A 20,775-nucleotide genomic window follows, 5' to 3' on the forward strand; every position below is an offset into this window, starting at 1 on the left:
ATGCGGGGATGAGCTTTTTCCTGTTCAAATATAAGAAAATATAGGTTTCACACTATACATAAAAATTAATGATTGGGGAGGGAACGTTATGAATGAAACAGGGGCCTGCATTGTGCGCAGGGATCGGACGATTCTACTGGAATGTGCACATCCTGGTTTTGAGAAGGCGAGGAAAGAGCTAGGAACCTTTGCAGAGCTCATAAAGAGTCCTCCGGCTTATCACACCTATAGAATCACTCCATTATCACTATGGAATGCTGCATCGCTTAATTATACAGCTGAAGCGATTATTTCAAGTCTGCATCGCCTCGCGCGCTGGGGTGTTCCTGCCGGGCTGGAGGATGAGATCGGAACTCTTCACTCTAGGTATGGGAAGCTGACTCTTCACGGACAGGAGACTTCGAATGAGATCATTACGCTTAGGGCTGAGACACCTGAGATTCTGGATGGACTAGTTAATGAATCAGGTCTAAAGGAGTTAGGTTTGCAGAGAATAAATTCACTAGAAAGCTCATGCCGTGCGGAGAACAGGGGGCTTTTAAAGCAAGAGCTGATGAGACTAGGCTATCCTGTTCTGGATTATGCTGGTTATCATGTCGGACAAGCTCTAAGTTTGGCCTGGAAGGAGTCTCACAATCATGCAAAGGGTGGAGCGAAAGGTGGAGCATTTGGACTGCGTGAATACCAGCTGGAGGCCGTTCAGTTATTTCAAGGCATAGAAGGGCAGGGAGGCAGCGGGGTAGTTGTGTTACCTTGTGGAGCGGGTAAGACGGTAGTAGGATTAGCCGTTCTTGAAAGTCTACAATGTGAAACACTGATCTTAACTTCAAATACAACTTCGGTAAGACAATGGGTAGATGAGCTGCTTGAGCGAACCGATTTGGATGATGAGTCTATTGGTGAATATTCCGGTGAAAAAAGAGAAGTGCGACCTGTTACTATAGCTACCTATCAGATATTAACGCATCGTCAATCCAAAGGCGGTCCTTTTCTCCATATGAAGCTGTTCAATGAACGCAACTGGGGTTTGATTATTTATGATGAGGTCCATCTGCTTCCAGCTCCAGTCTTCCGGGCTACTGCAGATATTCAGGCTACTAGAAGACTAGGTCTCACTGCAACTTTGGTTAGAGAAGACGGGAAGGAAGGGGATGTATTCTCTTTGATCGGGCCTAAGCGTTACGATATGCCTTGGAAGGAGCTGGAGCAGCAGGGCTGGATTGCAGAGGTAGAATGTGTCGAGATGATCATACCGATGAGCTCTGAGCTGAGACAGAAGTACTTGTATGCGGAGGCGAAAGAGAAATTTCGAATAGCTTCAAGCAATCCTGCTAAAGCTGAGGTTGTAGTCGAGCTTCTAAAAGCCCATCAGGGATCATCTGTTCTGGTTATTGGACAGTATCTCGACCAATTAACTGAACTAGCGGATAAGATCGGTGCGCCTCTGATTACTGGCAAAACGAAGCAACGAGAAAGAGATGAGCGGTATGCAGCATTTAACGAAGGGAAGATTCAGGTGTTGATTGTATCTAAGGTGGCGAATTTTGCGGTGAATTTGCCAGACGCGTCGATTGCTATCGAGGTTTCAGGAGCTTTTGGATCTAGGCAGGAGGAAGCCCAGCGTTTGGGACGAATCTTGCGCCCGAAGGCGGGGGAGAACAAGGCGTACTTCTATTCGCTGGTATCTGAAGATAGTCGGGAGCAGGATTTCGCTATGCGCCGCCGGATGTTTTTGACAGAACAGGGCTATGAATATGTCGTTAAAAGGGTGCCGAGCGGAAAGGGGGGAACGATCTATTGAACCAGCTATCAGCGGAAGCGTTAGAGGTTTTGAGGCGATTATGTGCTGCTTACGCGGCCCAACCCTTTGACGAGGGGAAAGAAGAGCGTTGGCGTCCTACGACGCTCTGCCGGGCAGAGCAAAAGCTTGCAATGGATGAACTGCGGCGCGCGGGGTTGTTAACTGCGAGGCATAAAATATTGGGGGAGAAGTTGTACCAAATTCCTGTGGAACAATTACCAGTGCTAGAACAAGAATTTTTCCCATGCCAACCTAAGTTTATTGAGGGTTATTCAGTGAATCTATCCATGGAGGCGGGTGCTGGACTGGCAGTAGATCTGTTTCGGGCTTTGCTGTTCACCTCTAGTGAAGGCTTGCCTTTGACCGCTAAGGGAATCATTCATAAAAAGAATTTAAATCGCTTAGCGGCTCAGCTTTCTTTTCAGGAAAAACATATAGCGGGGCTCTCTATGGGCATTCCTTCGAATGAAATGGATACTCTGTCAGCGACTCTTGTTGTAGACATCATGTTGTGTCTTGGGCTTATTACCAGACTAAAAACAGGCTTTAAACTTGACAAGGATATGCTGAAACGTTGGTTGCAACTTCCTGAGACGAGAATGACTGACATCCTGTATGGGATTGTTATTCATCGTTTTGGAAGCATTGGACCTGCCGATCAGCATTTTCGCTATTTGATATCCAGCACTGCTTTTGTACCAGAGAAATGGACAGCGTTGCCTGGGCTTCTGGACTGGATGGCAGATATGAATTTAACCGGAACGATTGCCCGAAATGAGCTGGAACAATCAAGCTTGAACTGGCTTCGTTGTCTAACAGGCTTTGGATGGTGTGAACAGGGGAGCACGCCTGAGGGTATCCCGTGTTTTCGCTGGACTGCTGCAAAACCAAAGCTGATTTCGGGTAGCGAGTCCCTTCCTGATTCTATGGCAGAGAATTCGAATGTTCAGTTTATTGTGCAGCCCGATTTTGAAGTTCTGATTCCACCGGAGGTACCCTATATTGTTCGCTGGATTTTAGCTAAATGCTCTGAACTGCTGCAAACAGATACGATGTGGAGCTTCCGGCTGACTCGTGAGAAGCTTGAGCAAGCATCAGAGCGAGGGATGCCTCCAGAAGAAGCGATAGCTTGGATTAAAGATCATGCACTGGGTGGTCTGCCATCCGTGGTGGAGCTGTCTTTAGAGCAATGGGGAAAAAGCATTGGCCGAACATCACTCTCTGAAGTGATTCTGTTGACTTGCCAGACGGAGGAAGACGGAACGGCTATTGCAGCCCATCCGCGACTGCAAGATTGCCTTAAACGTATCGGACCGCTTCATTTCCTTATATCTCCGGAGTCTGTGGAGCAGATACATAAGGAGTTGTATTTAGCAGGAATGGCTCCTTCTAGGATGATTGGAGGATGTGAGGAGGAGGCAGACGCAGACATTGTTTGGACTTCATTCCATCAAGAAGCAGAAACCGGGCAAGAGTTGTATTCACTCCCAGTACTAAATTCTGAACTAGGGCTACTTCACCGAGGGAATCCCTTTTTAAACTTACCTGTTATTTCTCCTGAGCAGGAGGAGGATATCTTATTAGGTGCAGAAAATGTACCTCAGATCTGGAGCAAGGAATGGCGTCATTACCATAGCTCAACCGCTCAGAAAGTAATGGAGCAAGGGTTGAGATGGGGAATTAAGGTGCGGTTTTCCTTAAAGGACCAAATGTTAGATTTCATTCCTTTCCGAATAAAAGGGAATCCTTGGAAAGTGGTAGGGCATCTGCTGTATAACGATGGTGAAACGGTTGAAGAAATAGAGCTGACCCCTGAAGACTGGAAGGAAATGAAGTTAGTTATTCCCAAAAGGCGAAGAAATTCCTCTTCTGCTGAAGCGAGTGATTATGTTATGATAGAAAAGTCTACTGAATTCGGTAGAACATTAACGTAGAAAAGAGCTGAGTTCATGAGCGTAGCGGAATTAAATACGGTCGATATGGCTGAAGTGCTGACATACGCCTATGAATTAGGCGATATGATTAATCAATCCGCCGAAGTGTCGGATTACTTATACTGGAAAGGACGGGTTGATTCGAACCCAGAAATTCAGGCCATGGTCAAACGACTTCAAGCAAAGAAGGAGTTGTTTGAAGAAACACAGCGATTCGGACATTTTCACCCGAACTATCATTCAGCGAAGGATGAGGTTTCGGCAGTAGAAGCGGAATTGGAGAAGTTTGAAGAGGTCGCTCGTTTTAAGCAGGCAGAGAAGACTCTTGATGACATTCTACATTCCATGTCGGAAGCGATTGCTTTTTCAGTATCGGATAGCATTAAAGTACCAAGTAACGATCCTTCCCCTAAAGGTGGATGCGGTAGCGGGGGAAAATGCTCCTGCGGATAAGCTTCCCTTAGGATTTAGAGAGAGAAAGGCGGTTTAGCTTATGTTTGCGGAACGGACAGGATACATCATTTGGGTAAGTGACGTTAAAGCGGCACGTAACCTTGAGAAATACGGAACATTACATTATGTATCTCGGAAAATGCATTATGCAGTGATGTATGTAAATGCAGAACGTGCCGAGGAAGTTATGAAGAATGTCCGCAGACTCTCCTACGTTCGTAAGATCGAAAGATCCTATCGTAACGAAATTAAGACAGAGTATACCAGTAATGGGCCGGACAAGTCCCGTAATTACGGTATGTAATTCTTGGAGATGAACAGGTGCTTAAATAGCGCCTGTTTTTTTATACGCAGATCTCGATTAATCGCGCTTTCTTCCGTTCCCTGGAACTTGTACAACTTTCAGCAATGAGGTAAGATGACAACATTAAGTACATACAAAGACCCTTATGGTGGAGTGTGATGATGATGCGCAACAAAGGGACGGATTGGCCCAGTTCTTACGAGCCCTTCCACATCATGCTGAACGACTACAGGGTCGCTGACATCGTTATAACAAATCATGCGAAGAGTCGCTATTTGGACCGGATCAGTAAAGGTGTAAGCAATGACGAAGAGGTCGCCGCATGGATGTGGCAGTGCCTGATGCAGAATCGGCTTAAGCCCTTTTCAGACAGTGATTTTAACGCGTATTTAATTGACGATGACTCTGTAGTAATCGCTGAGTTCACGGAATTGACAGGTGAAAAAGATATTTCAGGTCAGCCATTATATTCTATGATCATCGTTTCGTTTCTTGGAAAAATCTCTGCGACACCACAGTTGAGAGATTTAAAAACTTACTTTTCGCTGCTGCGCAATTCCCGCCGCACTAAGCTAACGAAGAAGAAGCGTAAACGCAAATAGTGTATAAAGAACGGACAGGAGGCATGCGGCGGTGGCTGCATGTCCTTTTTGGAAATAAGAATGTACAAGCTTCATATCATACATAATCCTTAAGTTTCCTTTATAGATAGCACAAGGAGTTGTAGAGCATGAACTTTCATCAATTACATATCTTTTATACGGTCTTAGAGCGAGGAAGCTTCTCGGCAGCGGCGCAGACATTACATATGACTCAACCAGCAGTGACCATGCAGGTACAGGCGCTAGAGGATTATTTTGGAACCAAGCTCTTCAATCGTTCTACCAAAAAAATCGTGCTCTCCGAAGCAGGGCATACCCTAATGCCATACGCGATCCGTAGCATCCAATTGATGCGTGAGACGGATCAAGCGATGTCGGCGTTTACGCATATGCTGGAGGGGCGTCTGCAGCTTGGGGCAAGTCTTACCATTGGGGAGTATGTGCTGCCACGGCTCTTAGGCCCTTTTGGGAAGCAGTATCCGAACATTTCAATCATGATGAAAGTCATGAATACCTCGCAAATTATGGAGGAAATCCTAAAACATCAGTTGAATTTTGGTTTAATTGAAGCGCCGGTGACACATCCTGATATGGTGATTGAGCCGGTGATGGGGGATGAATTGAAGTTGATTGTGCCCCATGATCATCCGCTTGCAGAGCGGCAAGAGGTTGCTTTGGAGGAGGTGCTTCAGCACCCTTTCGTACTGCGGGAGCAGGGCTCAGGAACGCGGCGTGTGATGGAAGAGCAGCTGTTCTCTAAGGGGCTTGATCCGGGAACGATGAAAATAGTGATGGAGCTTGGTAGTACGGGTGCTGTGAAGTCGGCAGTGGAGGCTGGACTTGGGATTACAATCATCTCGACCTCTTCTGTTAAGCATGAGGTGGCGCTGGGACTTCTGAAAATCGTGAATATCTCGGATGCCTCATTTAAAAGACAGTTCTACGCCATTCATCTAAAATCGACACTGCTGCCGATTTCTGCAGTGACGTTCTTGACTTTTTTGCGCGAGCATTCGAATGATAACTAAAGCTTGAATGACCAAAATACGGAAACTTAGAAACTAGCGTTAGAGGTGATAGAAATGGAGAATGAAACTAGACTAGATGAACTGAAGGGCGACAGATTGGAGAATATTGACTTCGGACGATGCGATCTCCACACGCATACTCAAGCCTCTGATGGCATGCATCCGCCGGAGGAAAATGTACGTCTTGCTAAAGAGAAGGGACTAATCGCTGTTGCCATTACGGATCATGATACTGTGGCCGGTGTGAAGGAAGCTCTCGAAGCAGGAGAGAAGTACGGAATCACTGTTGTACCCGGTGTAGAGATCAGCACCCGTGCAGGAGGAAAAGATATTCACGTCCTTGGATACTACGTAGATCCAGCAAAAGAGTTGTTTCTTTCCCGTTTGGAAGGGCTAAGAGATACCCGGGCACTAAGGAATGAGGCGATCATCTCTAAGTTACGTGGGCTTGGGATTGAGATTACGCTTGAGGCAGTTGTCGCGGGGATTGGACGGGAACTGAAGCCTGATGAGAGTATTGGTCGACCACATATTGCTGATGAGCTGGTTCGTCTTGAAGCAGCTAAAGATATGAGAGATGCTTTCAATAAGTATTTAGCCGAAGGCGCAGCAGCCTACGTGTCACCTCCGCGAATCACGCCTGAGGAAGCCTGTAATTGGATTATTGAGGCAGGTGGGTCTCCAGTATTGGCACATCCGGGTCTATATGGTGACGATCAGTTGGTTCGAGGCATATTGGAGCGGGGGACTTTTAAAGGGATTGAGGTTTATCATTCGGATCACGAACCCGCTGATTCAGAGCGTTACCTAACCATGGCTGAAGAGTTTAGCTTGATTATAACCGGCGGCTCGGATTTTCATGGTGCCCGCCAAGGTGTTATTTTCCATGGAGATATCGGTAGTGTTACGGTTTCTGCTAGTGTGCTGGATCAGTTGAATAAGGTTACTGATATTTAAATCAAAGATCTTGTATTCCTGTAAAATGCGAAACCGGCTGTCATCCATACAAGGACGACAACCGGTTCTTTTTGTTATTTAGCTTCTCAACGTGTTTGGAAGACTCTTAATACGATCCTCATCCGGTGTGACAAATAACGTCTTTTGATGATCGTAGATCACAAATCCAGGTTTGGAGCCACTCGGTTTACGTACATGCCGGATCAAAGTGCAGTCTACAGGCACACTGCTTGACTGCTTCGCTTGACTGAAATAAGCGGCAAGCTGAGCTGCTTCTTCCAGCGTGGCATCTCCAAACTCCTCACTTCGGATGACCACGTGAGAACCAGGGATATCCTTGGTATGCAGCCAAGTGTCGTTCGGTGATGCCAGTCGATTGGTGACGTATTCGTTCTGTAAATTGTTTTTTCCGACATAAATGTCGATGCCTTCTGACGAGGTGAAGACTTGTAATGTAGGTCTGGTTGCTTTTTTCTTCTTTTTACCTTTTTTGCTTCGGTCGCGCAGGTATCCCTGACTTACAAGCTCATCGCGAATTTCCTCAATATCATTCAGTGAAGCATGGGCAAGCTGCTGGAGTAAACTTTCCATGTAGGATATTTCCTCATGAGTCTTAATTAACTGCTCATTTATAACAAGAAGGCTGTTCTTATACTTGTTGTACTTTTTAAAATAACGTTGTGCGTTATCCGATGGGCTTAATAAAGGATCAAGCGGAATGATCATTTCAGCCTGATTTTCGTCATAATAATTGACCAATGAGGCTTCTTTATCTCCTTTGGACACGGCATGTAACGACGCGAATAGCAATTCACCCCAAATGCGATAGCGATCTGCGTCTTGCGCTTCGTCCAGATCCTTCTGCAGATTGGCAAGCTTCTTAACGTTTTTGCTACGTTCGTTGCCCAGGAAACGGATCAAATCACTTACCCGTTGCTTCACCGTATCACGTTCGGCTTTATCCCCGTAATAATCCTCCATACACTCACTGATTGAGTTATATTTCTTTGCATTTTCACCCAATAGAGTTAACGGAATCGCGGAAAAAATCATTTTCCCTTTCGCATTTGCACCTGAAACTGGAGAGAATTCGCAATCAAGCACGGATCCCATAACAGACTGAAAGGCTTCCCATAACTTTGTCGGGAAATCTGTTGTAGATCCATGTGTATCGTCTATCGGTAGGTCATTTCTAAGGCGAAGAGCGATCTCTCCGGCAACAAGTGGACTCATTCCGCTGAAAGCATGTACCATCCAGCCTACAGGGTCAGCTGAAGGGGAAGGACCGCCTGAGCCGTCAGGTTTCTGCTCAACTTCTTCTTTTGTAATCAGATTAGCGAGCTCGCCTTCAATGATTTCTTCCGGTTCGGTCTCCTTTTCATCTTCTTCCAGTAGAGCGGCTTCTTCAGCAGCCGAGATCAAATTAAGAAATTGTTCTTTGTCGATTTTCAGAGGGTTCAGCTTGTGTTGCTGAGGAGGCTCTGTGTAAGCGACACCGGGCATTACGATCCGGTAGCTACTGATCGATGGAGTAACATGATGAATGCCGTCTATGATCGTTCCAGTGCTGAGATCTGTAAGGATGATATTACTATGCCGTCCCATGAGCTCTATGATGATCTTTTTGGCGGAGACGTCTCCAAGCTCATCTCTAGTCTTAACATTTATGTGAATAATTCGTTCCAAGCCTACCTGAGTGATACTCTCGATCGCCCCACCTTCACAATGTTTACGCATGAGCATGCAGAACATAGGTGCTTCTGATGGGTTTATGCTGTTTCTTTCTGTAAGATGCAGACGCGGATATGTCGGATTAGCAGAGAGCAATAGCTTGCCACCGCCGCCGGCGCCCCGCAGGTTGAAGATAAGATCGTGGTTGTTCGGTTGATATATTTTGCCTATGCGCGCACCAATGAATGATTGCAGTTCGTGCACAATAGCTCGGGTAACAATGCCGTCTAATGCCATGATAAAGCTCTCCTGTCGACGTGAAATGAATTTCTGAAAATATAAGAAAGTATAAGTTTTATACAATACTTTATCTCTTATATTTCTCGCTTAAACGCTTACGGCCTATATAAGAACACCGAAGACGTTAAAGCTTACCTCTCTATGATGCCATACTTTGGGACATTCGCGCAAAAGGGGAATTAGATAGGCGGTGATATTATTGGACGACCTTGAATACACTTGGTCATGAACAGGTGGAAAAGCTGTGCGCCGCCGGAAGTCAAGAAACGACCGGGAGGGAAAGAAAAGTCATGGAACAAAACAGTTGGCACCGGCTCGGTGCAGAAGAGCTGCAGAAAATGTTCAATGTCCATCCGAGGACGGGCCTCAGTGGAGAGGATGCCGCGGAGCGACGGAAGCAAAATGGGTATAACGAGCTGTCCGAAGGAAAGACCGTATCCCCGTTTACCCTGCTGTTGAACCAGTTTAAGGATTTCATGGTGCTTGTGCTTATGGGTGCGACGCTCGTATCCGGTTTGCTTGGCGAATATTTGGATGCCATCACGATCATCGCGATTATCCTTTTAAACGGAGCCCTTGGGTTTGTTCAAGAGTTTCGCGCCGAACGTTCGCTAAGAGCTTTAAAACAGCTCTCCGCACCTTCTGCCAAAGTGCTGCGTGGGGGGAATAGCGAGGTCATTCCGGCAAAGATGTTAGTGCCAGGTGATATTGTCTTGCTGGAGAGTGGTGATCGAATTCCCGCGGATATACGATGGCTGGATTGCAGTTCTCTATATGTGGAGGAATCTGCGCTTACTGGGGAATCACTGCCTGTCTCGAAGCATTCGGATGTGATTCACGCGGAGGAGATTCCGCTCGGCGATCAGAAGAATCTTGGGTTCATGGGCACAATGGTAACCAGGGGTACTGGTAAAGCTATCGTAATTCGTACAGGTATGAACACAGAGATGGGTAAGATTGCGGACCTGATCCAGAATACAGAATCTCAGGAAACTCCGCTTCAGCATCGTCTCGAGCAGTTAGGGAAAATATTGATCTATGTATCACTAGGTTTAACGATTGTGGTTGTAGCAGCTGGTATTTTACATGGACAGCCTGCCACAGCAATGTTCTTGGCCGGGGTAAGCTTGGCGGTCGCTGCAATACCCGAAGGGCTTCCGGCCATTGTTACCATCGCACTTGCGCTGGGCGTGCAGAGGATGATCAAACGTAAGGCTATCGTTCGTAAATTGCCTTCAGTGGAGACTTTGGGCTGCGCATCCGTAATCTGTTCGGACAAGACGGGCACATTGACTCAGAATAAAATGACGGTGACCCGATTATGGACGGGCGGACGTGGGCTTGAAGTAACAGGTGAAGGTTATGCTCCGAACGGACAGGTTCTGGAGAAAGGAAAACCTGTAGATCTCAAAAATGATCAAAGTTTACGGCGGATGCTACAGGTTGGTGCTTTGTGCAGTAATGCGGAGATTATAGAGACTTTCCCGTCTGAAGTACGGGGGAAGCGTAAAGGGAAGGATAAGGACATCGTAGTTGATAAGTCATCTGACAGCTTATCCACCTGGGAGCTCAAAGGAGATCCAACCGAAGGGGCTCTTGTGGCGCTTTCAGGCAAGATGGGTTTGACCGCCCAGACGCTAGCTGTAACTTACTCCCGCGAGAAGGAATTTCCATTTGATTCCGAGCGAAAGTTAATGTCAGTTATCATTGGTCATCCCGGAGGACGGATGGTATGTACGAAAGGTGCACCTGATGTACTGCTTAATCGCTGTTCATATATGCTCTGGGAGGGCGGTGTTGTGCCTTTAACGCCAACATTGCGGCAGAAAGTACTGGATGCCAATGAGCAAATGGCTTCGAGTGCTCTTCGTGTACTGGGTATGGCCTATCGGGATATGCGTCCGAGTGAAAATGTGGATAGTGAAAAGGATGCAGAGTACCAACTCGTCTTTATCGGATTGGCTGGAATGATTGATCCTCCGCGGCGTGAAGTCCGCGATGCCATAAGCGTCACACGCCGAGCCGGAATTAAGACTGTAATGATTACTGGGGACCACGGAACGACTGCAGAGGCCATTGCTCACCAATTAGGGATTCTGCAACGTGGGGGCACAGTGCTAACAGGGGCTCAACTGACTCGGATGGATGATGATGAGCTGGATAAAGTATCGGACAATGTGTATGTGTTCGCCCGCGTATCTCCTGAGCATAAGCTTCGAATTGTGAAGTCTTTGCAGCGCCGTGGTCATGTTGTGGCTATGACCGGGGACGGAGTCAATGACGCTCCAGCAATTAAAGCGGCTGATATAGGAATATCAATGGGCATCACAGGTACAGATGTGACCAAGGAAGCCTCTTCACTAGTCCTGGGGGATGACAATTTCTCAACCATTGTCGCTGCTATTGAAGAGGGTAGAAACATCTATGAGAACATTCGTAAATTCATTCGTTACCTACTCGCTTCGAATGTGGGAGAGATCTTGACCATGTTCTTCGCCATGATGCTTGGTCTGCCTCTGCCGTTAGTACCTATCCAAATCTTATGGGTCAATCTGGTGACGGACGGACTACCAGCGATGGCGCTTGGTGTTGACCAGCCTGAGAAGGACTTAATGGAGCATAAGCCACGTGGTGCGAAGGAAAATATTTTTGCCCGTCGTTTAGGGTGGAAGATCATAAGCCGTGGATTCTTAATCGGTTTATGTACGTTAGGTGCATTTTGGCTAACCTTACGTGTGGCACCAGAGAATCCAGCACAGCTGATTCGAGCTCAGTCTGTAGCTTTTGCGACACTCGTAATGGCTCAGTTGATTCATGTCTTCGATTGCCGCAGTTCTCGTTCGGTGTTCCATCGAAATCCGTTCCAGAATAAGTACCTAGTGCTTGCTGTATTATCATCCGTGATTCTGATGCTGGGTGTAATGTATATTCCATTTCTACAGCCCGTCTTCAAAACGGTACCGCTTAATTTTCGTGAATGGTGTCTAGTCTTTGTAACAGCAGGGATCCCGACCTTCTTGATGGGTGCTGGCAGTGTTTGGGGCGGTAAACGTAATCGTGGTCGTAGCGGTAGTAATTCGATGATAAAAAGTACAAAAATTTCGGCATAAAGTTAATAGTATTGCTCCATTCCTAAAGGTATACTTGTTGCAGTTAACAGCTCGTATACGTGTGAAGGGCTACATTACACAGAATATTAAGCTTAGGCGAATGCTAACATAACATAACCTTTAGGAGTGGGCTTTCAATGGAATTCACAAAAATGCACGGCCTAGGCAATGACTTCATCGTAGTTTTCGGTGAGCAAGAGCTACCAAGCAATGCAGCGGATCTTGCTGTAACGCTATGCAACCGGTTCTTCGGAATTGGTGCGGACGGACTTGTATACATCCTTCCGTCTGAACGCGGCGATTACATGATGCGCATTATGAACTCTGATGGCTCGGAAGCGGAGCAGTGCGGAAATGCCATTCGCTGTGTATCTAAATATGTTTACGATCATGGTTTGGTAAACTCCGAGCAGATTGTTATTGAAACGATTGGTGCCGGAGAACAAAAGGTTACCTTGAATGTGAAAGACGGTGTAGTGGAAACTGTAACGGTTGATATGGGCGAACCAGTATTGTCCGGCCTTCAAATTCCGGTAGCTATTGATGCAGAACCCGTACTCTCAGAGCCGATTGAATCGGACGGAACCGAATTTAAGTTTACTGCAGTATCTATGGGTAATCCTCATTGCGTTATTTATGTAGAAGATGCCGTATCTTTTGATCTTACGACCTGGGGACCTAAGCTAGAAGTACATCCATTGTTCCCGAGAAAGGTAAACGTCGAGTTCGCGACGGTTCTGGATCGTGGGAGAGTAGATATGCGGGTATGGGAACGTGGGGCTGGACCAACACTTGCTTGTGGGACTGGAGCCTGCGCAACTTTAGTGTCTTCTGTGCTGAATGGTCTGACAGACCGAGCGGCATGGATTAGTCTAAAGGGTGGCGATCTCTATATTGAATGGAATGAAGAAGATAACCATGTGTATATGACAGGACCTGCTGAGGTTGCATTCACAGGAAGTGTAGAAATTTAGATTAATACTATAAAAGGCAGCCCAAGAGACTATTCTTGGGCTTTTTTTTGATCCAACATCCTTACGGCTTTATGTAGCCGAATAATGGAAGGGATAACCGAGAATAATACCCTCAAGCTTGAAAAAAGGGGGGGACCTTGTTGAACATAAACGGGATACATAGAAGAAACAAATCCACGAAAGGACAACAAGCAGCCTCGGTTCATGAAGGCGCTCGATTCCCAAGACTTACTGCTGATTTAGACCAAACGCTTGAACAAATAGATATGGAGCTGGGGCATAGTCCGGATCTCAAAATTCGTCAGGTAAAGATTGGAAGCAAGCAGCCTATTCAAGCAGCTGCGATTCATCTCAATGGTCTTGTCAACACGGAAACGGTTAATGAATTCGTTATCGGCTCGTTGCTCGGAATTACAGATGATATGCTCCAAAACATCTCCGCAACCGAAGATCTCAAGGATTATATATTTAATCGTGCTTTGGAATTAGGTGAAGCGCAGCTGCTACAGGATTGGAAAGAGGTCATGCTGGCAATCCTGTCTGGCAACACGGTCATTGTGATTGAAGGATTTGACACTGCTATTTTATGTGAGACGGAGGGAGGAGAAGCTCGCTCGGTCACCGAGCCAACGACCCAGCTAGTTGTGCGAGGTCCAAAGGATAGTTTTGTTGAATCTGTGGCTACGAACATCTCCTTGATTCGGAGAAGAATTAAGTCTTCTAAGCTAAGATTGGAGCATTTGAAAATCGGAAAGGTAACCCACACACATGTGGCCCTTATGTACATTAAAGACAATGCAGATGAGAAGCTGGTTGAAGAGGTAAGAAAGCGGCTAAGTCAAATTAATGTTGATGCCATTTTGGAATCCGGTTATATTGAAGAGCTAATTCAGGATAAAACCTTCACACCTTTTCCAACCATTAATAATAGTGAACGGCCTGACGTTGCAGCGACGAACCTATTAGAGGGTAGGGTTGTGATCATCATAGATGGCACTCCCTTTGTATTGATTTTGCCTGCGGTATTTACGCTGTTTTTTCAATCTCCCTCGGATTATGCTCAAAGGTTCGACATTACAATTCTCATGCGTCTTGTTCGATATATCAGTTTTATTGTACTAATTCTGGGACCCTCCGTTTATATAGCATTAACCACCTACCATTATGAGATGATTCCTACAACCCTGTTGATCAATCTATTAGCACAACGTGAAAATGTACCTTTTCCTGCTTTTGTGGAGGCACTCCTGATGGAGGGAGCGTTTGAGATTATTAGAGAAGCTGGAGTAAGGATGCCGCGTGCAGTAGGACAGACTGTATCCGTTGTAGGTGCTCTTATTTTGGGGCAGGCAGTAGTAGAAGCAGGGATCATCACGCCGGTTATGGTTATCGTAGTAGCGCTGACAGGGATTGCGAGCTTTGCTGTACCTGCTTATAACATGGCAATATCAGGTAGAATTATTCGTTTTCTTTTTTTAGTACTCGCAGGTATGTTTGGCTTTTACGGGATCACGTTAGGTTTAATCGTACTGGTTGCGCATATGAATAGTCTTCGTTCGTTTGGAGTTCCCTATCTGTCCCCAATTGTGCCCCTATCCTCACATGGTCAAAAGGATGCAATCTTAAGGCTCCCTTTGTGGGCTTTAAATACGAAGCAAGCTTCTACTAAGCACGGAGGCATTTCAGAAGGAAAGAAGATCTCAACAGGACATGAACAGAATCTTTCTCCTGAAATATTCAAAAAAACTGAAGGCCCAGATCAGGCAAAGAAAGGAATGCAGGATGCAGAGTAAACGCCTTTTTTTTATTGGATCCTTATTGCCTTGCTTAATGATAATTTTAAGTCTTACAGGCTGCTGGGACAGTGTGGAGTTAAATAGAAGGGCAATCGTTTCTGGAGTAGCTATTGATAGAGGTCCTACGGATGAGGAAAAATATGTATTATCTTTCCAGGTTATTATTGCTGACGAAATCTCAGGTGAAAATGCTAGAGGTGCTTCACCGGTTGTGGTATATAAAGGCAGCGGCCGCACTATGTTTGAAGCGTTGGCTAATGCCTCGCGTCAGACTGCACGTTTTTTGTCACTAGGACATATCCGAGTGATCATAATATCGGAGAAGTTCGCTCGCGAAGGCATCAAAGATATGATGGATGTGTTTGAAAGAGAAAGTGAAACTAGACTAAGCAGTTATATTTTTATATCCAAAGGACAGCCGGCAATAGAAAGTTTGACGACCATGACTGCGTTTGGCAAGATTCCTGCCAATGATCTAGTGGAGAAGCTGCAGACGACCTCTAAACAGTATGGATATAATTACCGGATGGAAGTGGATGATATAGTTCGCGGTATTCAACTTCCAGGGGGAGGGCCTATCGTCAATGGGGTAATGGTAATTGGTGGGGACCAACAAGGAAGTAATGACAGTTTAAAGGATATAAAACCGAAAGCCATCCTTAGAGTTACAGATCTAGCTGCATTTAAAGAGGATAAACTGAAAGGCTGGCTGCAAGGTGATGAAGCTGTGGGCACCAGCCTAATAAAGAATGAAATTACTCAAATCCCTGAAGTGGTTTCGATTGGAGAGAATGAATATGTATCATTCATTGTGTATTTATCTCAGGTACATATTCATGCTGAGGCGAAGGATCCAGAGCATCCGATAATCACAATATATATCTCTGAGCAGGCTGGTTTAGAAGAATCGCCTAATGCTTTGGACTTAACAGATCCCAAGGTCGTAAATAATCTTTCGGAACTTCTAGAACAGAATATCAAGGATAAGTTACATGCAGCTGTCTCAGCAGCTCGTTCGTTAAAAAGCGATTATCTTGGATTTGGTGAAGCTGTAGAACGAGAAAATCCGCGTGGTTGGAAGCAAGTGAAAGATCATTGGGATAGCATATTTGCAACCTGTGAAATCAAGTTTGACGTGGATATAGTTGTTCGGCATACCGACATGCGGAATAATTCCTTTCAGTTCAACAATATAAGATAATTTTAGGAGGGCAGCTATGGGAAATATTAAAATAGGACTACTTCAATTTTTCACCCTGACAGTGTTGTTTGAGCTAGGGACGGCGCTGGTAGTGAATCTTGGAATGGAGTCTGATAAGGATGCTTGGATTTCCATATTGCTGGGGAACTTAATGGGTTTAATTGTATTTGCGGGATATGCTTATCTTTATAAAAAGTTTCCGAATCTGCCCCTTACGGCATATATCCGGCAACTATTTGGTAAATATGTGGGTTCGGTGATATCCATAGCATATATCGTGTTGTTTCTTAATTTGGCTGGTCGTGATCTGCGAGATGGTGGCTCTATGCTGGTTATGGCAACCATGCACCGAACGCCGTTATTCATTATTTCGATGCTAATGATATTATCAAGTGCATATGTACTGCATAAAGGGGTAGAGGTGTTGACCCGAACCTCGCTGGTGTTTGCAGTGCTTGTGATACTCATTGGATTATTTTGTTCGAGCATGCTAATGTTCTCGGGCTCCATTAATCTGAACCGTTTGCTCCCTGTTTTTGAAAATGGAATTAATCCAGTTTTATCTTCTGTTTTACATCAAAACTACATGTTCCCTTTTGGTGAAATGATCTGTTTTACTATGCTAATGCCTTATTTAAATAACGTTAAAAAGGGCCCTTGGGTTATCGCCGCAGGCATGTTTGTATCAGGTATATTGTTAAGTCTGACAATGGTTCTGAACATCTCGGTGCTAGGTACAGATATTGTTAAGCGTTCCCCGCTCCCCTTAATGCCTACCATCAGTAAGATCTCTATCTCTGATTTTATTCAGCGTGTGGATATTCTAATTGTCATGGTGCTAATAATCGGTGTTTTTTTCAAATTGTCTGTTTTTTTTGCGGCAGCACTTATTGGGATATCAGAATTGTTCAAGATACCTTATCGAAGAATGGTTTATCCGGTAGCTCTTATTATCCTGTTCAGTTCGATACTGAACGCACGGAGCTTTACAGAACATATTGAAGAGGGAGGGAAACTGCTATATACGGTCTTTCCCTTCTTTATGGTGTTGATTCCGTTGCTCCTAATTATTATTACAGCGATAAGAAGTCACAGTTCTCCTCCTCGTTCTGGTTGATGCCCCGTCTTCCAGGCTAGGATATCGGGAATAATTAGACATAGCAACAAAATACAGGCAGCGACTTTCTCGGAGGCTGTATACAGCAAGTAATTTAGAATATAGCCAATATTGCCTAGGCCATAGCCGAACAACCAATCCCCCAGATACAAATATAACAGACAGAGAATGCATAAGAGTAGCATCACTGCGTATTTTCGGATCAGTAACTTTCTAGTTTTTTTCTTCACTTAAATACCCCTTTAATTGTTTTTTGATAGTATGAGGATTTTAATACTTGATCATGCATACCCGGGCTGGGGGACTGATTGCTTTTCTTATGAAAGCTTATCATCCATAGCGATTTATGTTACATTAGTATGAAACTAAAGTAGAAACTAATGTGACAGGGGAGGATCTTGCAGTGAAGCAGGATTTACGTTCCGCATGGGGAAACAAAGTATTGGTCGGAGACGGAGCGATGGGTACGTACTTATATCAGAAGGGTTTCCCTGTCGGCATTTCCTACGAAGAATTAAATTTGACCTCTCCGGGGGTTATCGAAGATGTCCATCGCAGCTATATCGATGCAGGGGCTGTGCTGCTGGAAAGCAACACCTTCTCAGCGAATTTTGACAGGCTGTCCAAATATGGTTTGGAGTCCAAGGTTGAAGAAATTAATCGCGCTGGAGTTAGAATCGCTCGTAAAGCTGCTGGAGATACTGGATATGTATTAGGTGCTGTAGGCTCTATTCGTGCCGGTAAACGTGCGAATCTCTCATCCACAGAGTTGAAGAAGTATTTTACACAACAGATTACAGCCTTGTTAGAAGAAGAAGTAGACGGAATTATGCTAGAAACCTTCTACGATGTCGAGGAACTGCATCTTGCGCTGAGAATAGTACGTAAACATAGTGCTCTTCCTGTCATTTGCCAATTTGCTGTGGATGAGTCGGCACGCACATTAGATGGTTTGACGCTGCCGGAGGCTTTTCGCATTTTAGAAGGTGACGGCGCAGATATCATCGGATTTAACTGTAATACTGGACCAAATGGAATTAAGAGAGCACTAAAAGCTGTACAGGGTAATCTGGTTCTACCAACCTCGGTTTATCCGAATGCGGGTGTTGCGGATTATGTAGACGGAGAATATCGGTATGGGGCATCACCAGAATATTTCGGACAGATGGCAGTAACTTTTGCAGAAATGGGTTGCAGAATTATTGGCGGTTGCTGTGGTACTACTCCGCAGCATATTGCTGAAATTTCTTCCGCATTGAAAGGTTACGTACCTCAGCCACTTCCAGAACCGTCGCTTGTAACAGTAGAGCGTGTATCACTACAAGAGGATTTTGGCGAAGCTGAGGAAAAAGATGGCAGAGAGCCGAACTTAGTTGATTTAGTGAAGGAACGCCATACAGTTATCGTTGAGCTTGATCCACCCCGAGATTTGGATATCGCCAAGTTTATGCAGGGGGCGGAAGCACTGAGAAGAGCGGGTGCGGATGCACTGACACTCGCCGATAACTCACTAGCTGTTACACGGATGAGCAATATGGCTTTGGGCCACTTGGTGCATGCTAAAACTGGACTTCGTCCACTAGTGCATATTGCTTGTCGCGATCGTAATCTGATTGGTACTCAATCGCATTTGATGGGTTTTGATGCGCTTGGAATTGATCATGTGTTAGCGGTGACTGGAGACCCGGCAAAATTCGGCGATCTTCCTGGCTCAAGTTCGGTTTACGACTTAACCTCTTTTGAGATTATTCGTATGATTAAACAGTTGAATGATGGCATTTCCTTCTCAGGTAAACCTTTGAAGCAGAAAGCGGATTTTGTAATCGGTGCTGCCTTCAACCCGAATGTTAGACATTTAGATAAGGCCGTACAGCGGCTGGAGAAGAAAATTGCCTCTGGTGCAGATTATATTATGACCCAGCCTGTCTATGATCAGGAGCTTATCGTGAGAATCGCTGAAGCCACAGCACATTTGGATATTCCCGTGTTTATCGGTGTGATGCCACTGGCTAGTGGACGTAATGCAGAGTTCCTGCATAACGAGGTTCCAGGTATTCAGCTTACAGATGAAGTCCGGAACCGTATGAAGGGACTTGAAGGGGAAGCAGGAAGAGCTGAAGGGGTCGCTATTGCTAAGGAGTTGCTAGATGTTGCTATAGCCCATTTCAATGGGATCTATTTGATGACACCGTTCATGTTCTATGATATGAGTGCACAGCTGATGGAATATGTATGGGAGAAATCAGGACGTAAATTGTCCCCCTTGTTTCGCTAGTAATAATCAATTACAATAGTGTAATGGATGTGATTCCGTTGTCATTTAGCATGACCGGATACGGTCAATCGTCCCTGCAATTCGGCGGCTACAAGATTACGTTCGAAGTGAAATCGGTGAATCACCGGTACTGCGAAGTTGTACTGCGGATGCCCCGGGATTGGACGGGTTATGAGGATGTGCTGAGAAGAAAGGTTCAGCAGCACGTCAAACGGGGAAGGATAGATGTTACCATCAATAGAGAGCACGATGAGTCGTCTTCCGGACCGGTTCTGAATCGCTCTGCTGTCATGACTTATCTTAAGGCAGCAGATCAGCTTAAGAACGAGTATGGTTTGTCCGGTGAGTTGACTCTACGTGATATACTTTCTATACCCGGGATTATGGAAAGCAAAGATGAGGCTGCGGGTGCCGTGTCCGCGGCCTTAGAAGACTACTCTGAAATGTTGGAGACGGGACTTGAGCAGAGTTTGCAGTCTCTGCTGGAGATGCGCGCCCGTGAAGGCAGTTTTCTAGCCGCTGATATTGAACAGCGTCTCAATCATCTCGAGACCATGCATGCTGAAATGGTCGAACTTGCACCTGTTGTAATCATTGAATATCGTGACAAACTTCGTCATCGATTAAATGAATTAAATGATGGGACGTTCGCATTTGATGAGCATAAATTCGGGATGGAAATCGCTATTTTTGCTGATCGCTGTAATATTGATGAAGAGTTGACCCGGTTGTATAGTCATTTCGAACAATGCAGAACCCTCCTGAAGGGGAAAGGGCCGGTAGGACGCAAGCTGGATTTTCTCATTCAGGAGATGAACCGGGAGACGAATACAATCGGATCGAAATGCAATCATTTAACACTCGTGGGTCTTGTGCTAGACATGAAAGCGGAGCTGGAGAAGATTCGCGAACAAGCGGCAAACATAGAGTAACCGGGAACAGGTAATAGCATAGAACTTTATGGGGGGAACTACCGGAACATGGCAATCAAACTTATCAACATTGGCTTTGGGAATATTGTGTCCGCCAATCGCATTATTTCCATCGTCAGTCCGGAATCTGCACCAATCAAACGTATTATCCAGGAGGCTCGAGATCGACATATGTTGATCGACGCCACCTATGGCCGACGGACTCGTGCCGTAATCATTACAGATAGTGATCATGTCATTCTGTCGGCTGTACAGCCGGAGACTGTAGCACATCGCTTATCCAGTAAAGATGACGACAACGACGAATAACAACTAAATGG

Annotated in this window: 17 protein-coding genes; 15 read left to right on the forward strand and 2 right to left on the reverse strand. The window is 45.5% G+C overall.

Annotated features, from left to right (window positions below; genetic code table 11):
- Window positions 1-88 precede the first annotated feature (88 nt).
- The 7 genes from UQ64_RS04235 to UQ64_RS04265 all read left to right on the forward strand — a co-directional run bounded on the left by UQ64_RS04235 (window position 89) and on the right by UQ64_RS04265 (window position 7,079).
- The gene (locus tag UQ64_RS04235) at window positions 89-1,801 is read left to right on the forward strand and encodes a DNA repair helicase XPB (RefSeq protein WP_060622260.1); all 1,713 of its coding nucleotides are present in this window, start codon (window positions 89-91) and stop codon (window positions 1,799-1,801) included.
- Window positions 1,798-3,735, forward strand: a complete 1,938-nt coding sequence (locus UQ64_RS04240) for a helicase-associated domain-containing protein (RefSeq protein WP_060622261.1) — start codon at window positions 1,798-1,800, stop codon at window positions 3,733-3,735. Before UQ64_RS04235 ends, UQ64_RS04240 begins: the two co-directional genes overlap by 4 nt.
- A 15-nt stretch (window positions 3,736-3,750) precedes the next feature.
- The gene (locus UQ64_RS04245) at window positions 3,751-4,188 is read left to right on the forward strand and encodes a YlbF/YmcA family competence regulator (protein ID WP_060622262.1); all 438 of its coding nucleotides are present in this window, start codon (window positions 3,751-3,753) and stop codon (window positions 4,186-4,188) included.
- Window positions 4,189-4,228: 40 nt separating this feature from the next.
- The gene (locus UQ64_RS04250) at window positions 4,229-4,492 is read left to right on the forward strand and encodes a YlbG family protein (protein ID WP_042126853.1); all 264 of its coding nucleotides are present in this window, start codon (window positions 4,229-4,231) and stop codon (window positions 4,490-4,492) included.
- 164 nt (window positions 4,493-4,656) lie between these two features.
- The gene (locus tag UQ64_RS04255) at window positions 4,657-5,094 is read left to right on the forward strand and encodes a hypothetical protein (protein ID WP_060622392.1); all 438 of its coding nucleotides are present in this window, start codon (window positions 4,657-4,659) and stop codon (window positions 5,092-5,094) included.
- A 128-nt stretch (window positions 5,095-5,222) separates the two neighbouring features.
- The gene (locus tag UQ64_RS04260) at window positions 5,223-6,122 is read left to right on the forward strand and encodes a selenium metabolism-associated LysR family transcriptional regulator (RefSeq protein ID WP_060622263.1); all 900 of its coding nucleotides are present in this window, start codon (window positions 5,223-5,225) and stop codon (window positions 6,120-6,122) included.
- A gap of 54 nt (window positions 6,123-6,176) precedes the next feature.
- Window positions 6,177-7,079: a PHP domain-containing protein gene (locus UQ64_RS04265; RefSeq protein WP_060622264.1), complete on the forward strand. Its 903-nt coding sequence runs from the start codon at window positions 6,177-6,179 to the stop codon at window positions 7,077-7,079.
- A gap of 78 nt (window positions 7,080-7,157) precedes the next feature.
- Here UQ64_RS04265 and UQ64_RS04270 read toward each other — a convergent pair whose 3' ends face one another.
- On the reverse strand, window positions 7,158-9,047 hold the full coding sequence (locus tag UQ64_RS04270) for an Rqc2 family fibronectin-binding protein (RefSeq protein WP_060622265.1): 1,890 nt from the start codon (window positions 9,045-9,047) through the stop codon (window positions 7,158-7,160).
- A gap of 293 nt (window positions 9,048-9,340) precedes the next feature.
- Here UQ64_RS04270 and UQ64_RS04275 point away from each other — a divergent pair, with 293 nt between their 5' ends.
- The 5 genes from UQ64_RS04275 (at window position 9,341) to UQ64_RS04295 (ending at window position 17,248) form a co-directional block, all read left to right on the forward strand.
- Complete coding sequence (locus UQ64_RS04275) at window positions 9,341-12,160, forward strand: calcium-translocating P-type ATPase, SERCA-type (RefSeq protein WP_060622266.1); 2,820 nt, start codon at window positions 9,341-9,343, stop codon at window positions 12,158-12,160.
- Window positions 12,161-12,297: 137 nt separating this feature from the next.
- On the forward strand, window positions 12,298-13,134 hold the full coding sequence (gene dapF / locus UQ64_RS04280; RefSeq protein WP_060622267.1) for a diaminopimelate epimerase: 837 nt from the start codon (window positions 12,298-12,300) through the stop codon (window positions 13,132-13,134).
- A gap of 137 nt (window positions 13,135-13,271) precedes the next feature.
- Window positions 13,272-14,927 (forward strand): spore germination protein, encoded by a 1,656-nt coding sequence (locus UQ64_RS04285; RefSeq protein WP_425339569.1) that lies wholly within the window; start codon window positions 13,272-13,274, stop codon window positions 14,925-14,927.
- A 37-nt stretch (window positions 14,928-14,964) separates the two neighbouring features.
- A complete protein-coding gene (locus UQ64_RS04290; RefSeq protein ID WP_209445709.1) occupies window positions 14,965-16,131 on the forward strand; it encodes a Ger(x)C family spore germination protein in 1,167 nt (388 codons plus the stop codon).
- A gap of 16 nt (window positions 16,132-16,147) precedes the next feature.
- A complete protein-coding gene (locus tag UQ64_RS04295; protein WP_060622270.1) occupies window positions 16,148-17,248 on the forward strand; it encodes a GerAB/ArcD/ProY family transporter in 1,101 nt (366 codons plus the stop codon).
- On the opposite strand, the gene UQ64_RS30670 is transcribed toward UQ64_RS04295, so the two are convergent.
- The gene (locus tag UQ64_RS30670) at window positions 17,221-17,478 is read right to left on the reverse strand and encodes a hypothetical protein (RefSeq protein ID WP_156417443.1); all 258 of its coding nucleotides are present in this window, start codon (window positions 17,476-17,478) and stop codon (window positions 17,221-17,223) included. The genes UQ64_RS04295 and UQ64_RS30670 overlap by 28 nt on opposite strands.
- A 173-nt stretch (window positions 17,479-17,651) precedes the next feature.
- Here UQ64_RS30670 and UQ64_RS04300 point away from each other — a divergent pair, with 173 nt between their 5' ends.
- Genes UQ64_RS04300 through remA form a run of 3 tightly spaced genes read left to right on the forward strand, consistent with a single transcriptional unit; the run spans window position 17,652 to window position 20,764 of the window.
- Window positions 17,652-19,523 (forward strand): bifunctional homocysteine S-methyltransferase/methylenetetrahydrofolate reductase, encoded by a 1,872-nt coding sequence (locus UQ64_RS04300; protein WP_060622271.1) that lies wholly within the window; start codon window positions 17,652-17,654, stop codon window positions 19,521-19,523.
- 38 nt (window positions 19,524-19,561) lie between these two features.
- The gene (locus UQ64_RS04305; RefSeq protein ID WP_060622272.1) at window positions 19,562-20,455 is read left to right on the forward strand and encodes a YicC/YloC family endoribonuclease; all 894 of its coding nucleotides are present in this window, start codon (window positions 19,562-19,564) and stop codon (window positions 20,453-20,455) included.
- 48 nt (window positions 20,456-20,503) lie between these two features.
- A complete protein-coding gene (gene remA, locus UQ64_RS04310; protein WP_006209218.1) occupies window positions 20,504-20,764 on the forward strand; it encodes an extracellular matrix/biofilm regulator RemA in 261 nt (86 codons plus the stop codon).
- Window positions 20,765-20,775 lie beyond the last annotated feature (11 nt).

The organism is Paenibacillus etheri, assembly GCF_001012825.1.
GTDB classification, from domain to species: Bacteria; Bacillota; Bacilli; order Paenibacillales; family Paenibacillaceae; genus Paenibacillus_AQ; species Paenibacillus_AQ etheri.

Excerpts from the sequence above, each read along its gene's own strand:
- UQ64_RS04290 (WP_209445709.1), top strand. The coding sequence starts at position 14,965 with ATGATAATTTTAAGTCTTACAGGCTGCTGGGACAGTGTGGAGTTAAAT.
- remA (WP_006209218.1), top strand. The coding sequence starts at position 20,504 with ATGGCAATCAAACTTATCAACATTGGCTTTGGGAATATTGTGTCCGCC.
- UQ64_RS04245 (WP_060622262.1), top strand. The coding sequence starts at position 3,751 with ATGAGCGTAGCGGAATTAAATACGGTCGATATGGCTGAAGTGCTGACA.
- UQ64_RS04250 (WP_042126853.1), top strand. The coding sequence starts at position 4,229 with ATGTTTGCGGAACGGACAGGATACATCATTTGGGTAAGTGACGTTAAA.
- UQ64_RS04265 (WP_060622264.1), top strand. The coding sequence starts at position 6,177 with ATGGAGAATGAAACTAGACTAGATGAACTGAAGGGCGACAGATTGGAG.
- UQ64_RS04260 (WP_060622263.1), top strand. The coding sequence starts at position 5,223 with ATGAACTTTCATCAATTACATATCTTTTATACGGTCTTAGAGCGAGGA.
- UQ64_RS04270 (WP_060622265.1), bottom strand. The coding sequence starts at position 9,047 with ATGGCATTAGACGGCATTGTTACCCGAGCTATTGTGCACGAACTGCAA.
- UQ64_RS04235 (WP_060622260.1), top strand. The coding sequence starts at position 89 with ATGAATGAAACAGGGGCCTGCATTGTGCGCAGGGATCGGACGATTCTA.
- dapF (WP_060622267.1), top strand. The coding sequence starts at position 12,298 with ATGGAATTCACAAAAATGCACGGCCTAGGCAATGACTTCATCGTAGTT.
- UQ64_RS04255 (WP_060622392.1), top strand. The coding sequence starts at position 4,657 with ATGCGCAACAAAGGGACGGATTGGCCCAGTTCTTACGAGCCCTTCCAC.
- UQ64_RS04275 (WP_060622266.1), top strand. The coding sequence starts at position 9,341 with ATGGAACAAAACAGTTGGCACCGGCTCGGTGCAGAAGAGCTGCAGAAA.
- UQ64_RS04295 (WP_060622270.1), top strand. The coding sequence starts at position 16,148 with ATGGGAAATATTAAAATAGGACTACTTCAATTTTTCACCCTGACAGTG.